This window comes from Magnetococcus sp. PR-3, assembly GCF_036689865.1.
GTDB lineage: Bacteria > Pseudomonadota > Magnetococcia > Magnetococcales > Magnetococcaceae > Magnetococcus.
Map to the genome: position 1 here is coordinate 35,963 of NZ_JBAHUQ010000025.1, position 18,998 is coordinate 54,960.

The 18,998-nt window shown below is 52.2% G+C and carries 1 protein-coding gene (cut by a window edge); it reads right to left on the reverse strand.

From position 1 onward, the window contains the following. Window positions 1–18,940 carry the beginning of an LEPR-XLL domain-containing protein gene (locus V5T57_RS13840; RefSeq protein WP_332891826.1) on the reverse strand. Its footprint begins 19,643 nt before the window's first position, so only the first 18,940 of its 38,583 coding nucleotides appear in the window; the start codon lies at window positions 18,938–18,940; its stop codon lies off the left edge, out of view. Between the last annotated feature and the right edge of the window lie 58 nt (window positions 18,941–18,998).

Consider the following 18,998-nt stretch of genomic DNA (forward strand, 5'->3'; position numbering starts at 1 on the left):
CTTGGGTAATGTTCTGTTCGACTTGGATACTGATGGCACCACTGTCGCTTTGTACCCCACCGTTGAGGGTTAAGTCCGACAGATCGCCATCTATGGCCACCGTGACCGAGCCCGAACCCTGGGCATCAATACCAGCCTCTTCTCCATATAGATCCCCAGCCTCAACAGTGACTGAGCCACTGGCCAACAGTTCTATGGACCCCCCATCACTGGTGACCAACCGGCCAAAGCCTTGTTCACTTTCGCTGCTGGTACGGCCATCACTCCCCACACGATCAATCAGTACATCCTCAATGGCATCAACCGTTAGCCCATCTTCTTCATCCAGGCTAATACCGCCACTACCCGCTCTTGCGGCCATGGTGGACGCTCGGGTTTCTAACCGGCTGTTCTGACCAATACCCAGAGAGGCTGTCATGCCAATGGCTGAAGCCACCAGATCAAGAGTTTCATCGCCTGCATCTTCAATAGAACCGCTATCAGCCTGGACCCAAATGGCCCCATCGCCGGCATCCAACCCAGCCAGGGTTATGGATCCGTTTGCAGCTAAGCGCATATTGCCACTGGTGGTTGCCCCTGAGGTTGCAGCCATGGTTAGGCTACCACCCAAGGCCGCCAGATCCATATCCCCATCACCAACCAACAGTTGGGCTTCACTACCCAAAACCAGATTTTGCCCCGCCAGCAGTGTTAACGCACCAGACTCCATACTAATACCACTGTAGAGCAGAACATCGGCACTACTACCGCTGGCTAAATAGAGGTTACCTGTACCGGTAATTTGCACATCATCGTTAACCGTAATGGCCCCACTGTCAGCGGAGATCACGACAGCGCCATCAGCGGTCACTAGAACGCCTGATCCACTCTCTGTGAGGATAGAACCACCAATGCGTGTGACAGAAACCGAGACCTCACCAAGGGTGATCCCATCACTGTCAAATAGATGAATATCCCCAGCTGCTTGAGCCGCCACTGTGGTCAGTGCCACCTCCAGACCATTACCATCCTTACCTGTGGTGCCAATACTACCGCCAGCTTGCAGCAACGCGGCAGCCCCACTCAGGTCTGTACCACTGTCCCCACCATCTAAAATAGAGCCATTGTCAGAGATAATGGCAATGGCGCCACTACCCGCCTCTATTTGGCTAATCACAATATCTTCTTGGGCTGAGAGACGTATATCGCCTTCATCCGATGCACCGGTACTGAGGGTGGCACTATCCTCCTGAACAATACCGCCAAGGGTTGTTGCCATATCAATGGAACCACCGGCGGTTATGACATCGGAGCCGGCATTTTGAAGAATCGTTCCATCAGCCAGCAAAGAGATATCACTACGTCCGCCATCTACATCGGCATTCAGGTTTAGCCCACCCCCAACCGCAGAGAGTCGGATACCCCCACCACTCCCCAGACCAATACCCACATCACCATTCACGGTCATGCTGCCACTGGTGGTAACGGCTATATCCGCTACGGCTGTTGTTGCAACACCAGCTTCGGTAAGGGTGAGATCCCCTTCATTATCCAGGGTAATACCAAAGACCCCGGTACTCTGTGCCTGCAAGCTGTTAACGTTGGTGATTAAACCATCGGTCGCCGTGGCAATACTGCCATTTTCTACATCAATGGCCAGATGGTCTGCACTGATGTGGTAGGTCACCTCATCATGCTCAACCGTACTCAAACTGCCACCATCGACCGCCAAGGTGACATCGCCAGCGGTAGCTACGGTCAATAGGTGCATGTCACTGGCTTCTGCGGTCAGCACCACATCCGTACCTGCCTCCACCCACAAGGTGGCCTCGGCACTTTGGGCCATGGTCAAAGCCCGGCTACTCTCCCCCACATGGCTATCCGCCACCAAGGTGATATTGCCACCTTTCAGGTGGCTACCCCGTTCAATAATGCTACCGGTGATCCCCCCTTCACTGGCAATGCGGATCTGGCCATCTGTCTCTACTTCTTGAATTTGCATATCCGCGGTACTGGCGACAATAACCTGCTCTTCTGCCGTGAGCTCAATTGAACCCAATGCAACAATATTGACGTCATCCCACACCTGCAGAATGACCGACTCAATATCCCGCTGGTTCTCAACCCATTGCCCATGACTAACAGAGGTCACACCATCCGAGCTGTGTAGGAGGGTGTCATCATACGTCTCTGAGGTATTAACTTTGCGCCACAGCGTATCGTCACCATAATCTGTCGTACTCAGAGAGATATTGTTATCCTGGCCGATATACTCGTAGGTCGCGTAGTTAACCTCTTTAATATCCCGAGCCGAGGCATCAACCAAGGCCTGCTTATCCGTATCGCTCAGGTTCTCAAAATCATCAGGATCCAATATCGTCAATTCATCGGTGGCATAACCAATGGACTGTGTCGCCCCACCGGCAATAATGGTAATGGCATCCCCTTGCACATTGACCAGTTCCGACCCTGTGTTGGGGCTAAAACCCAACATCTCAGCATGGGGGTACAGGGCCTGCATAAAATCAGGCGCCAGAGCATAGCATAGGGCACTCTCTTCAAAAACACCGGTATCCACCAGCGCTTGCATCTCATCGGTCAGACTACCATCGGCATTGGTCAAGACCGGGCGGAAGTTTTCATGGCGGCTATCAACCACCGAACCATCTGTGGTTTGCAGATGTACATCACCACTGTCGGATGCCACATGTTCAACATGTAGATCACCACTGGTTTCCACAATGGTGATATCCCCCTCGGAAGTGGCACTTACATCCCCCTGGCCATACTGGTGGCTATCAATATTGACATCAATGCTGCCTTCACCACCATCAAGCTCCACACTACGGGCGGTAATGGTGCCACTCTCTATTGAAGTCATACCTTCATTGGAAGTAATGGAAACATTAGCTACCGTGAAAACATCACCCAACATCAAGCCATTACCACTCAGGCTATGATATGCGGTAATGTTAACATTACCTCCAGCCGTTACGTTGAGCACACCACTGAACTGATCCATGTTCAGGTTAACACCACCACCGGTCACCACATCGGAAACCGCACCACGCATGGTGACATCTTCAGCAATGGTCATGGTCGCTGAGGCCAACCCAATGCTGGAACTACCTGTCGAGGTATCTTCTGCCGTGGCATCCACCTTTTCGGTAATAATATCGCCACGCAATATAAGCTGACCCGCACTCTCAATGTTTACATTGGGGGCATCGTCGCTCTGGGTAAATTCAATAGAGACAGGATAGTCTGCCTTCAGGGTGTGGGTATAAAAATCCTTCAACCCCTCTGTGGTGGTGATTTTAGTGTGGTAGGTCTTTTTACGCAGCCAGCCGCCACCGGTCTTCCAGGTTTTTTTGGTTTCGGTATAGTTCTCATAGTCACTATCATACTGCTCCGAATCCACATCCTCCCAGTCGCTATCCTTCTCCGTCTCTAGGTAGGTCCATAGGGTATCGTCCTCGAAATCCGCCTCACTCAACACCATCTGTCCAGTGGTGCCAATGTAGCGGTAAACTTTGTTGTTATCGGTATCCCGCACCTGAGTGATGTTTTGGGTAAGATCAACACTCAGATCCTTCTGCAGCTCATAATCGATGCTGTAGACGGTTTCAGGATCCACATCAAACATGACGGCCAGTTCGGACTCAAGCAGGGGTGCACCATCCCGATACTCAATATCCTCCCACTTGTACTTCTTATCTTTGACCAGACCGTCCCAATCGAAACCAAGCAGGTTAAAACTCTTCTTCTCATATTTACGTACCGTGGTTTTGGTCTTCTCCTGCCCTTCGGTCCAGACGTAATATTGTCCCTCTGGGGGTTGGTAGAAGATCGCGTCATCAAAACCAAAGCTGGCAGAGTTCGTCTCTTCATAGCTAATGGTGGAGATCTGGTTGACGGCACCTTCCTCTGGTGTCACCAGCGTACCGGTCTCAACACGCATTTCGATCTGATCATCCACCACAGTGTAGATGGTCTTCTCCAATGAAGAGGAGTCGATGAGCGTAATAATACCTTCCCGCTCGTTTGAGACATCAATGGTGCCCAAGGCCAAGTCGTAGTCGGTTTTATTAACAATATCGACATCGGTATAGCCGTTTGCTACCCGCAGGCGCCCATTACCGGTACTGAGAATTTGACCGGTAATGGTAATTTTGCCCCCTTCCGGGGCGATTTCATCCACCACAATGGTACCGGTATCGGCGTCAAAGTATCCATCCACCGGTACATTTTCATCCCCAAAGCTAATGCCCTCCAGCAACTCACCGCTGCTATCGGTAAAGGTGGTGGTAGCCGTGGGGGCAAAGGTCTCATCAATATGCAGCACAACTTCCTGCACACCCGACTGCACCAGACCATTGATGTTGATATAACGGGCGTTAATATTGATCTCGCCCATGGCCAATACACGGCTTGAATCCTCAGCCAGAGCCTCTTCCAACTCCAGAATTTCTGGATTGGTTAAATTGGTAATCTCGTTACCCGCGCTTATGAAAACCGTCTTATAAATGGGGTCAAAGTTAGTGTAACTAACACTTTTTGGGTCCCCCTCATCATTGTAAACTTGGCTGTTAAATAGGGTCACAAAATCTACATACTGGCGGGGGTCGGTACCACTGTGGTACCAGCCCTCACTGTTCAGATTAAAGCTACCGGCGGCTGAGAGCTGTACTGACCCGGCCCGGAGTTCGCCGGAAACATTAATACTACCCTCCATGTTGGTCACATTGAGCGCACCATCCTCATTGTGTACCTGACCCAGAACATAGATATCCTGGGGACCATCGGGGATCTCCAGTTCACCCAGATCATACATACTGCTTTCAAAGGCATCCTGCATGATGGTGATGGTCTTATCACTACCATCACTGGTATCGGTTAGGCTGACCTTATTAAAGAAGACATTACCTGCCTTCATGCTGATCAACTGACCATTAAGTACATCGGTACGGTCGGCATCGCTCAGGCCCAGATCATTGACCTGTAAAGCAAAGGGTGTCTTGTTGACCAAATCAATCTGGGCACCTGTGCGGGGCAACAGTTGCGTACCCACCAGGGCATCCATGTCGTTGCTGTAGGCTTTGTCAGCCTCAATAAAGATCGAACCGGGGGAGGCATAGAGATTGGGGATATCCAGGAACAGTTGGTCGTATGACTCATTGACCAGTGTCTCAGTGGTGCCATTGGCATTCACCGTCTCCATCAACCCCATATCTTCCAAGGTTTGATCGATCTGTGACAGCTGTTCGGTATAACGGGCGATGGCTTCAGCATTACCCGCATGGCTGGCCATCCAGTCGAGCACCTGCTCCCGTTGCTCAAACAACAGGTTGCCAATGTTGGCGTAGAGTAGTGTGGGGACCTCCATAGAGGTTGGCTTGACGACATAAAATTTTTGTTCCAACTGCTCACCGAAGGTTTTTCCACGATCACTCTCGTAGGTAAGCGTCTCTTCCCAATCTTCGGTATTTTCCAGATAATAGTCATCTACATAGACCGTTGTATCCAGCCCGCTGTAGATCCACCAAGTTCCATCCGAGTGATGTACCAAATCACCCCAGGTCAGGTCCACACTGCCACCTTGAACTTCGGTCAGGTCAATGGCAGCCTCAACTTTGCTCCATTTGCTGGTATCGGTATAATCCGCTTCATGCAAAATTTCTGAACCATCACTTAGATCAGATGGTGCATAGACGTAGGCATCACCCACCTCACCCTTGCCAAAAGCCCCTTCTTTGACCTCTACGAGGGTGCCAAAGCTTAAACTCATAGCCAAAGAACCTGTGGGCAGCTCAGCATACTCATACTGCTGATCTTCACTCAGCCCTAGCTCTAGTTTTTCTGTCTCTGTCAGTTCGGTCCCAAGACGGTCACTCTCCAGCATGGTCTGCCCGTCAACTGTTAAGGGCAGAAGGTGCATTAAAGTCTGATTATTAATGCCTGCTTCTACAGTCGCGGTATCACTGACCAATACTTTATTGGTGCTGTCGATATCCGTACCATCGGGAATAAAGACAGCGTAGGGTATGCCCCCTACTGAGACCACAGAGCCTTCTGTGGTTCCACGGCTGTTGCCGCCAATCCCCTCTTTGGCAACCAGATCCACATTTTTCAAAGCTTCAATGGTGGTGGTTCCAGCAATTTCTACCTGGTTAACCTCGTTGATATCCATGGTAGGTACCGGCACACCGATACCAGCCAAGCTGACCAGGGCCATATCAGCCGCGGAATAGCCATCAATCAAATTGCCTACACCAAAATTGTTTTTACCCGCGTAAATTTTGACCTCACCACCCTTAATGGTGGCATCGGTGACCGTGACCCGGTTGGTGGCATCGACATCCCCAGCAGAAAGCGCGGTTGCCCCCGCGATCACGGCTGCCGAAAAGACATTGGCGCTGGCGTTGGTTTCAGCCGCAGTACGCGTGGTTAACACCACATCACCACTGACATTTTGCAATGTCGTACCGTTAAGATCGATCTCTGAAAGTGTGTTAGCCTCAATATCCGACTTGGCGATAGAGAGCGCTAAACCACCGACACCTTCAACCTTTACACTGTCTACAGCATAGGCATCGGCCAAGGCTTCAACCCGCAAAGTACCGGGGTTTTCCAAATTACCATCCACATCCAAGGTCGTGCCTTGACCCATTTGTACACGGGCTCGGAAGGGATCTTTATCGGTGCCAAGGTCGGAGTCACTAAACAGCGCGCTCACGCCAATCGCACCGGCTGAGCCCGAGTAGATATTGTTACTGTTGGCGTACTTCTCTTTAACCGCTTTGTTGGTGGCGGTAATGACAATACTACCGGCCTCCACCGTACTGTTATCGCCAATGATGACATCGGAGCCAGTATTCAGATTATTCTCGACATAAGCGCCACTTCCGGCAAATGCCCCCACAGCCAGATTCAAGGCCTTACTGTCGAAATCCTGATCACGTTTGGCACGGATCTCCATACTATCGACGTTGACGCTGGTGTTATCCCCCAAACCTGCCACCGAATCCCCAACCAAATTAAGGCTTGAGAACGCACCCGCAATACCGGCAAAAACACCACCACTGGCCGCGTTGGATTCCATATAGAGGCTGTTTTCACTCTCCGCCACAATGCGTAGAATGCCTGCCTCCAGATCCACACCATCCCCCAGGTGCGCCCCAACATCGGAACGACCCACAACGGTAGAGACCGACATACCCATGGCGGCACCACTGCTGACGCTAATGGCCACCGTTTGGGTATCGGCAATCATACGATCTTCAGCGGTAATGGAGACCTCACCCGCTTTGATGTTGGATTCGCTTATGCCAGCATTGACATCCTCATTAATGGAGACCGTCGCCACCGTACCGGACGCTGCTGCCCCGACCAGACCCAGCGCTGCGGATACCGCCGCCACATCTGCATCAGCAACCGCCTTGTTCTGTGCAGCCAAAGATAAAACACCGCCAACGGTTAGATCGCTGCCGGTAATATCTGCTGTAATCTCACCACTGATACTACTTTCAGCATCGGCCCCACCTCCGGCAATGGCACCGCCAAGTCCGGCAGCCGCTGCTATGGCAGCAACCTGAGAGGTCGCATCAATGGCAGCAGATTCACTGGAGGTTAAAGTAACATCACCCCCAGCGATCAGATCCACATTACTTAGGGTGGTATCCACCACATTATCAATGGCATTTTCAGACAAAGAGACACCGATAGCCACTGACACCGCAGCCGTCCCAAAGGAGAAGGCCACCGAGGCCGCCTGCGCATCTGAATCAATGGTGGAATTATCTGTCGCGCTGAGTGCTACATTGCCGATAACCCGGATACCATCATCCAGCGTGTCGGTAATAGAACTTTTAACTTGGGCTGCAATTCGGTTTTCTGCACTCACCCCAGCTCCAGCGACAGCAACGCCAGCTGTACCGCCGCCCGCCATCGCCGCAGAACCAGAGAATACGGTGGAATCAATAGCCTGTTGAGCATCAGCCGTTAGGGTTAGATCCCCACCCGCTACAACGCTTGAAGCCGTTATGCGGGCTTGGGTCTCAGCTGAACCCTTACCTAGTACCTGTTCCCATTTGGTGTGATCAGCAAAATCTTGGTAGTAGAAGAACTCTGCGCCTTTGGTATTGCTTAGCTCATCACCAATGTAGCGGTAATACTCCCCTTCCCGCTGGCCGAAGTTATCCCCAATAAAAACAATTTCCCCGTTGCTGATGGAGTCTGGCGTGGTCAAGTCATCGGTATCATAGGTGTGGATTTCGGAACTCTCATACGGGTCATAACCAATAAAGTTACGGGCCAGCGAGACACCAATGGAAGCACCAATACCCGCTGAGCCACCGATGGAGGCCGCAAAGGATGCGGTTGCAACGAGGGCATCAATCTCCGCACTGTTTTGCGCATTGAGTACCACATTTTTTTGACTGATCAGCACCGAACCATCGACAAAGGCGTTCACATCGGTCTGGATAATATTGACCGCATCTGCCCCGGCGCCACTTAACCCCACACCAGTTGCCCCACCAAACCCCAGAGCAACCGAGGCCGCTGCGGAAATGGCCTGAATTTCAGCAGTCTCCTGCACATCCAAAATCAGGTCACCATCACCCGCATTTAGCCCATCATCAACATTAACAATGGAGACTTGCAGATCATTTTCAATGGTGTTGCGGGCTAAAGAGATCCCCACAGAAATGGCCACACCTGTAGATCCTCCAAATGCAGCCGCCAATGAAGCAGCCGCCGCTTTGGATGAGATTAAAGAGTCATCTGTAACCGTCAGTGTGACCCCTTCAGCCTGGATCCCATGCTCACCATCGCCGGTGATGGAGGCATTGACCTCCACACCCATAACGTTCTCAGCCCAGACCCCTGAACCACTTACCCCAACACCGGTACTACCCCCAGCGGCAATGGCAGCCGAACCGGCAAAGACCAGGGCGTTGATATCCTGCTCAACAATGGCTGTTTGGCTCAGTGCACCACCCGCTGTCAGGCTGCTGTCTTCTAAATACGCCTGCACCGTCGCCTGACCACTTTGACCAATCAGGTTTTTGGCCACGGCAATACCCAAGGAGGCTCCAACACCGGTACTCCCCCCACCCCCAATGGCAGCCGACGCGGCAATGACCGTCGAAGAGATGGATGACTCACTGCGGGCATCCAGATCCACATCACCTGTGGTGGTGATGTGGCTATCCAAAATATAGCTGTCCGTATGGCCACTAAGCTCATTAATGGCAACAGCGCCCGCACCACTAACAGCCAGACCTGTTTGCCCTGCAACACCAATGGCCAGAGAGGCTGCTGCAGAAACGGCGTTAATATTATTGCGGGAGACCGAAATGGTCTGCCCAAAGCGCTTTAAGGTATAGGTGGTGCCATCGCCATCGGTAAAGAGCCAAGCATCACCTTCATCCAGAGAGGAAAGCTTGTATTTTACCGGGTCGATCTTCCAACGGCTGCTGTCGCTGTAATCCTCTTCACCCAGGTCTACGCTCTCCTCTGTATCCGCATCCCCCCCAATAAAGTGATAAACAACATTGCTAAAACCACCCGCCTCATGCCCCCCCATAACCCGTACCGTGCTACCGTTGGCGACCTCCTGCTCCCCTTCATTAGAGGAGAACATCCAGCCGCCTGAGACACTGTTTTTGTCGGAAAGGGTAATCCCACCCTCAGCCATAGCCGAGGTTAGCTGTGCCATAATTAATGCATCGGCATCGGCATCCACCTGCGCTTCATCAACGGCATCATCTGTGGGATCATCCGAATCGTCGGCATCACTGTTAGGATCATTGGGGTTATCCTCCTCCTGATCGGCCAGATCATCCAGACTATCTGCATCAAAGCTCACCTCATCCAGATCAATATCAAACAGGGGCACACCACGACTGGTGGCTGAGATACTTAAACCACCTGCGGTAACATCCACCCCCGTGTCGGCGTTGGCCATATAGGCCACCACATCACTATCAATGCTGTTAAACGCCAAAGAGAGACCAATAGAGACCGCATAACCTGACTGACCAGCGATCGCTGCCGCCACAGAGGCAGCCCCGGCAACACTATTAATGGAGCTGGTGTCATCGGCACTAATGGAGATCGCCCCCGCTGAGATGCCCTCAGCGCCATCCCCATCCATATAAGCTTTCACATCCGTGCGAATACGGTTTTCACTGAACACACCACTGGCACTGACACCAATGGCGGTTTTACCACTACCCGCTACCGCAACAGAGCCCGCCAAGACAACCGCATCAATCGAAGCGGTTGAACGGGCATCTAAGGTAAGGGTGCCATCCGCATGGATGCTACTTCCTTTGGTTGTGGCCGTAACCGAAGTCGCACGGTCACTGATGTCCACACGCTGCCAGGACTCTGAATCGCCAAAGTTCATGGCATTCAGGTCAATAATCTCACCCTCTTCAGCGCTAAAATCCTCACCAATATATTCATAGACATCACCGCGTAGCGCCCCGCTAACCACCTCAATACGCGTACCATTTTCCAACGTGACCAGATCAGCTTTTTCCGTATCATAGTCGGCATCGGCATCCTTAGCTGCCGCACCGATGATATTCCGGGCAACCGAAAGCCCAAAGGCAACCCCCGGGCTGGTCTTACCAGCACCCAGCGAGACAGCAATAGAGAGAGATTTTAACTCTGCATCAATACTGGCACTGTTTTCCGTGGTGACCGAGACATCCCCACCTTCGCCCGTTAAATCACCCGCGGTGACTGTACTGTTGGAGATGGTGGCATCGTTGTTACCCAGAATATTATTGAAAGCCAGCACCCCGCCGCCTGCGACGGCCGTACCACCTTGAGCAGAGGCCGCAATGGCCAATGCCGTTGCAGAACCGACAGCATCCACCACCCCACTTTTACTGGTGGCAACCGTCAGGTCCCCATCCAACAACTCCACCTGACTGATACTTGTAATGGAGGCTTCAACATCACTAAGAATTTCATTCCGGGCTGAGCTTAAGGCCACCGAAATGGCCATACTGTTGCCCCCCAATGATCCGGAAACACCGATGGCACTGGCAGAGACTTCAGAGACTATGGCGGTATCATCCGTTGCTTTAACGGTGATATCACCAGCTTTGGCCTGTATGGTGGTTGCATCTCCCAAATAGGCTTCCACATCCACATTGATCTTGTTCATGGTGATCACAGGCGCCACACTAATGCTGGTCGCTTTGCTATCACTACTAAGGCTTAAACTCAGTGCTGAATTGACAATATTGGCATCGATATCACCATCAAAATCAGCGGTTACCTGAATATCGCCCGCGGCAAAAATATCTGTCCGTTCCGTATAGGCTTTGACCGTTGCAGGTTGGGCATCTCCAATACTGGTTCCAAAAAGAGCATCGGCACTGTTATAGAAGATATTTTGTGCTTCCCACCCAACCGTATTAAAGGCCAACACCACCCCAACAGAAGCCTGGCCCGAAGTCAGGGCGCTATCAACCGAGGCTTTAATTCTCGAGGTGTTCTCAGCATGGACCTCAACATCGCCACTCTCTTTGGTGATGATGCTGCTATCAATGACATACGCTTCGGCACCACTAAGCACATTGTTGGTGGCAATAACCGCCCCCACCGCCATGGATGTAGAGCTGCCTTTAAGCCCACCAGGGCTAGCGGTGACTTCACTAATATCCTGCGCTTGGATGGTGGCTGTTTCATAAGCTTTAACCGAAACATCCCCCCCAGCATTGATCTCTACCGTATCAATATGGGCATCCACATCACTGCGAACATCGTTGCGCACCATCAAACCACCAACGCCAGAAGCCTTGGAAGCTGAACTATCCAGACTGGGGAGATAGCTAAGGACGTTCTCTACATCTGCAATGTTGAACCAGCGCAGGCGGTCGGTAAAATCCTCTGTGGTTAAATCAATGGTCTCTGACAGGCCGTCCCCTAAACCGATAAAGCGGTAACTCTGCCCAGCATCTCCCAACAACAATCGCCAATTTGAGCCATCGGAATAGGTTTGAGTATCCAGATCCACCCCATCCACCAGATCTTCGCCAATGTACTCATAGACATCTCCGGCTTCTCCACCGCCTATGTCAAAAGCCAGCTCGACCCGGTCACCTTCCGTCAACTCATCAGGCTCTTCATTGCTGCTGTAATCCACATCATCCACATAGACCAGATCATTGACCTTGACAGTCACCTCACCCGAACGGTCGGTGTAGTCAATTTTTTCAATTTCAGTCAGCGCCGCACCGATCAGGCCGTCAACAAAGCCCCCCCCCTCATCATCCCCTGCAGAGACGGTAGAAGATTGCGCGGATGCCACGACCTCAATTTTGGCATTGGCCAAAATTTCCGCCACATCTTTAGCCTGTACCAACACCTCACCTTCCACAGTGGAAAGAGACAAAGCATCGTTGCTGCTCGATTGGATATAAGCGGTGCTCTTGCTATTGACCATATTGCTACTGAGCACAAAGCCCATCGCCAGGGCAGAGGCTTGGTCGGTAGAGGTGGTATCCGCACCCGCAGCATCTGTCGATTTTTCGTTCTCAGCTTCGGCCTCTGCAGCCGATTCATTGGAGGTCATGGACTGTACACGGGCAGTGGAGTCTGCCAGTACTTTTATACTGCCCTGGGCTGCGACATCACTATCCAGAATATAGGCGGTGACAAGAGAGGTCTTTTCATCCCCCAAAATGTCACTACCCAACATGGTGTCCACCGCATTGGCAAAGATATTTTGGGTTTCCCAACCAATGGAGTTAAAAGCCAGTGTTGCGGAGATAGAGGTACTGTCACTACTCCCCCCACTCATGGTATTGGCATCCACCAAGCCACTATTAGTGGCCTGCACGGTGACATCAGCTATCGAGGTCGTTACATCACTATCCTGCACATAAGCCAATGCTGAGTTTTGAACAACGTTGGTGGCAATAGATCCTGTAATACTTAGGGAAGATCCTTCACCAAAACCACCTGTACTACTGCTATCGACCAATGCTTTAACCGTGGCACTCTCTTCACTTTCAACGGTTAAGGCACCCGCTGTAATGGTCAGCGCTTGTACAAAGCTTTTGGCGCCTCCCCGTGCATCGTTCACCGCAAAGGCAAACCCTACAGAGGTTGCACCACCAGCGGCTTCTTCCTCTGTGTCTGTACCGGCATCTGGGTCAGCGTCAGGATCAACCTCGGGCTGCGCCTCAGCAGCAGGCTCTTCCGAGGGATCTTCCAACAGGGGTGCCGCCAGCTCAAACGGATCCAGGTGGCTGGTATCATCTTCAATCCAGTAGCCCATATCCTCATAATCTTGCTCACTTAGATCCAGGGTCTCACCAGGGCCCATATACTTATAGACGGTACCTGCCGTACCGCCGGCTTCATGATCCTCTGCCACCAGGACTTTGTCATGTAGGGTGAGGGTCTGCTCCCCACTAGCTGACTCATAGTCCACAGCCGCAATCAGGCTTGCAATTTCATCTTTAAGAACGGCCACATGACCATCATAGAAGTTCCCCTCCTCGTCCTCAGTCTCTTCCTCTTCGACCTCTTCAAGAGCTGGTGCTTCAATCAAGGTATTGGAGTAGATCCCGACCTCATCCGCTGAAGAGACGGTGACGGTACCTTCTGCATGCAGGGTATTATGGGTAGAGCTACCGGTAATAGAGGATTGCATTAAGCTACTTAGACGGTTACTGGCCAGTAGACCCGCCACGGCCACACTGGCGTCACCCCCGGCAGAAGCACCAGTAGCCGCGGTGGCATTGATTAGGGCGGTTGAGGTGGCATCCACCGTGACATCCCCCCCAGCCACCATCCGGCTATCGGTGATGGTGGCGGTGTTGTCTGAAGCTCCAGCGGTTAGCCCTAGCTCGGTACCCAACATGGTATCAATGGTGGCACCCAACAGATTATCCAGCGCCCAACCGATGGCATTAAAGGCCACGGTCAAACCAACAGCGGTCCCGCTGCTGGCCCCATTCGCCTGGGCATCGGCCCGGACATTGGCATTAATACGGGTATCGTTACCAACCAGGACCTCAAGATTCCCCTTGCCCGCCGTTACCGCACCCACCGAGAGTACAGAGCCACGGATGAAGGCATCGTTATCACCAAGGATGGTATTAAAAGCCATAATACCGCCGCCAGATGCCGCACTTCCGCCAGAGACCGCCGTGGCTGCACCAAGGGACTCAATTTGAGAAGCTTTACTGGTTTCTACTTTCAAGGAGCCATCGGTAAGATCCAGATCCAACACATTGCTCATGTGGGCGGCAAGATCGCTTTGGATCTCATTCCGGGAGAAACTCATGGAGAGCGAGACCCCCATATCCTCCTCACCACCACTGGCACTTACCGCACCAGAGAGTACATTGGTGTCAATATCGGCCGCTTCTTTGGCTGAAATGGTTAGATCACCCGCACTGGAAGCCACAGAAATAGTTTCACTTAAATAAGCTTGGGTATCCACATTGAGCTTGTTCATAGCAATAACAGGCGCAATGGAGACCGATGCCGTACCTTCGGGGGCTTCTACTTCAATGGTAGAGCTGATGATGGCTGTAATGGTTGCCGTAAGATCCGCCGTTATGGAGATGTCACCTGCGGCATCAATCTCCGTATTGGTGGCGTAGGCGTGCACCACCATGGGCTGGCCATCCCCAATCTCGGTACCCAAAAGGGCATCCACGGTATTAAATAGAATATTTTGCGCTTCCCACCCGATGGTGTTAAACGCCATGACCACACCAATGGAGGTGCCGGTCGAACTAATTTCACTGGAAGTTGTTGCGGTAATGGTGCTGCTGCTCTGCGCATCGATCACCACATCACCCACATTGGTGGTGGTAATGGTGCTATCGGTTATGGTGGCGGTCGCAGAACTCAGAACATTGTTGGTGGCAATGACACCGCTGGCGGCTAAGGAAAAATCACTACTTCCTTCGCTATCAGAAGTCGGATCTTCAACAGGATCTTCCTCCTCCTCTTCCTCAGCAGGCGCTATGGTAATAGCCCCAACCTCTTCTGCCTCAATAACCGCACTCTCCAACGCCTGCACGGTAACACTACCTGCCGCCTCAACATCGCTATCATCAATAGTCGCGGAGACTTCACTACGTACATCGTTGCGTACCAGGAGAGCACTAACAGCCACGGCACTCGTGGAGGTGCTGGAAACGGTGATTGAACCGGTGGAGATAATCTCGGAAAGATTATTGGCCGCGACCGTCACACCACCATCGTTACTGACCAGGGTGATAGGCTCCACGCCGGTGGATTGAATGTACGCACTGGCACGGCTGTTAACCAAGTTACTGGTGAGTACAAAACCAAGACCAAAGCTTGTACCATCCGCTTCTTCTTCAGCAGGCTCTTCCTCGTCGACAACCTCTTCATCCGCTTCAACAACCGCTTCGGTGTCTTCCCCGGTCAGATTACGAACCTCAGCATGGATCGTTGCTTCGGCATTGGCCGTAACAGAGATGGCACCAGCGGCATCGACATCACTATCCAAAATATAAGCCAGCACCTCTGAGGTATCGGCATCACCTAAAGCGGTATCACCAATCAATGTGTCAAGGGCATTACTGAAGATGTCTTGGGCTTCCCAACCCATGCTATTAAACGCCAACGTCCCACCAATGCCCACACCGCCACTGGCGGCACCACTGGCTGTGGTGGCGGTAATGGTACCGGTGTTGCTCGCCTCAACCTGTACATCCGCAAGGGAGGTAAGGATCTGGCTATCGACCACATAGGCTTTGGCACTGTTTAAGACCACGTTGGTAGAGACGGCTCCATTAATGGCGATGTCGGAACTCTCACCATACCCCCCACCCGCATCGTTACTATTAACATTGGCTGTAATGGTGGCCCGCTCATCGGCCGTAACCACCAACGCCCCACTGGTCAGATTGACATCATCAACAAAACTACTGGCCCCACCGCGTACATCGTTGACTGAGAAGATGGCCCCAGCCGAAACCGACCCACCCTCTCCCGGTGCGACAATAACGGAATCGGCCTCCACCCCCGCACGATCGGTCGCAGAAACGGTAACTGTGCCATCGGCCTGGACCGCATAATCATCCAGGTCCATACGACTGACGCTGGCTTTGGTCAGAGAACTAACCCGGTTATTGGCCAATAGTCCCGCTGCGGCCACGCCGGAAGCTTCTCCACCGGCTGAAACCTCATTGCTAATGCTGGCACTGATTTGTGCTTGGTTCTGTGCGGTTACAGATAGATCACCACTGGCTATGGTTGTGGCGTCTGTTAGAAAAGCGGTGGTTGTGCTCTGCTGTTCGGTCAAACCCAACTCGGTCCCCAACAGGGTATCAACCGTGGATCCCACCAAACTATCCAGCGCCCAACCGATGGCATTAAACGCAATGGCAATACCTGCAGCCACCGCGTCATCAGCACCTTCAACCGTGGTACCAGAAAGGGCATTGGCGGTAATAACCGCATCATTACTGGCAGAGATGGTGACATCCCCAGTTGCGCCACTGGTGGTGACGGTAGCGTCAGCAATACCCGCCTCGACATCCCCTAAAACCTGGTTGCCCACATAGTTACCACCCACCGCTACGCCGGTTCCACCATCCTCCATGGTAATGGTTGACTCTGCTGTAGAGTCTGCAGTTACCGTGGTGCTGTTATCGGCAGAGACAGAGACCACACCACCGGCAACATCAATGGTGGTACTCTCACCCGTTATGGTGGCACTGGTATCTTTATCGATGCTGTTAATGGCCAGAGATTTACCGAGGGTCAACCCATCAAACGGGCCTGTAGCATCTGCCTGTAGATCATTGGCGGTGGCGCTGTAGTGGCTACGATCACTGGCAGTTAAGATCACCCCTGTGGAACCATCGCTGGCAACGGCATCAACACTGCTCGCCACTAAACTGGCAGAGGTGGAACCTGTGACCACATTTTGGGAAACCTTGGCGTCTGCTGAAACGGTACTATCACTGATTGCCGTAATATCCAGGGTATCAAGTTCCATATCCGCCATATGCACGGTTGCCGAAACCACCTCATGAACCGTATTGGTTTGTACCCCCAACATGTTGGCGGTGACAGAACTGTTCAGACCTGGCGTACTTTCACTCTCCAGATCTTGACTGGTGGCAGAGACGGAGACCTGCCCTGTACGGCTACCTGTACCCCCGGACCCAGTGATTAACACCTGTTCCGTACCATCACCAATATAAGCCTCTGTCTGTCGCCCGATATCCACACTGCCCAGCAGCAGGTCAAAGTCCAACAATCCATCCACACCAATGGCTTCGGTCATTTCATCGACAATTTCCGAATCCACAACAGCCGCTGTGGTGGCAACATCGGTCGCATCGGTCGCTTCGACCTTAATACTGGCAGTTTCACTACCTGGAATGGTAGAACTGCCAATGGCTAGCGTCGCCCCCCCCGCAATACCAGCCTGGGTTGTCTGGCTACTATCGACATCAATGGAACCAAAGACAAACAAGCCTTCACTGATCACCTTAAGCAGGGTCTCTGTGGTTGCTGAAAGGTGCAGGCTTTCCGCACTAATGCTTGCGCCATCTCCAATCAAAGCCCGAGAGAGTGAGACCGAATCAATGGTAGCCGCAGGTGTTAAGGTGCCCCCCTCCAGCTCAATGGTATTGGCCACGGTCGAGGAGATGGTGACATGGCCAACCACATCCAATGATCCATAAATGGCAACCTGAGCCGTTAAATCTACATCGGCACTGATGCTTAAATCTGCACTGGCGACATCATCAACAGCGTTGGTGACACTGGCAGCCAACGTAATATCCGCATCACTGGTAATAATGGCATCACTAGAAACCGTTATTATTTCAGCATCAACAATCAGGTCTGTCTGACCCATATCCAGTGAGCTTAGGGTCAGACTATCCTGCCCCCCCAACCCTTGGATGGTTAAAGACTCATCCAAATTGTAGATGGTAATGCCTTCAAAAGTGCTGCCATCCAGAACCAGGTTACCAGCATCATTCATAGAGAGCGTGGCGTCGTGATCATCACCACTGCTCATATTAACAACTTTATGGGTGGCTTCAGTCAGGTCATCGATAGGCTCCAGACCTGAATAGGTGATGACATCCACACCACGGGTTACTGTGCCGGCGTCGGGGCTAAAAGCCGTAAAGGAGACACGATCATAGGAACCTTCCCCCACCACCAGCGTATCAAACCCTCGATCCCCCCCTTCAATACGACCTTGCAGAGAGCCCGAAGCCTCAAACAAAAACTCATCTTCACTATCAGCCCCGCCGGTCAGATCTTCAAACCCCTCAAAGGTCAGATCCCCTACCCGGCCACTGCCGATACCATCCACCACCCAATCACTGTCGCCACCTTCTACCTTAAGCTCATCCCAACCCTCACCACCAAAGACGGAAACGTCTGTGGCATAATCCTCAGCAAACTGAAACAGATCATTGCCACGGCCACCGATCAAGGTGTGGGCATCGGTCAATGACCAGCTCTCATCCCCTTCGTTGAATGAAACCTGCACATTGCCCGTGGTATCGATCAAAAATGTCAAATCACCAGAAATGGCGGAGAAATCGTACAGGCCACCAGCAGAACCCAAACCCAGCAGATCTTGCAACACTTGGGTCTCATCCAAGGGCACGTTACCAACAGACCAGACCCCTTCATCATTAAACCCACCAAATAGATCTGAAGGCATTTGACCCTGGAGAGGGTCCCCCCCATAAAAGCTTCCAGGGGCTGCTAACGCCTGCCCCTCCTCCAGTTGCACCTGAAACTCTTCGACCGCCTGTTCCTGGGGATCAAACACCTCCTCCAGGTTAATGCCGTCCAGCGGACCAACCATAGGGTCAGCCGAAAGCATAATGCGATCTTCAAGGGGCTCAATTTCGAAGCGCTCTGGGAAGAACCCTTCTACTTTAGTCGGTGACTTGAGCTTTTTCATGATGCGAACCTTTTGCATCGGGAGACACCAACATGGTGCATCCTGGGGAATGCCATTG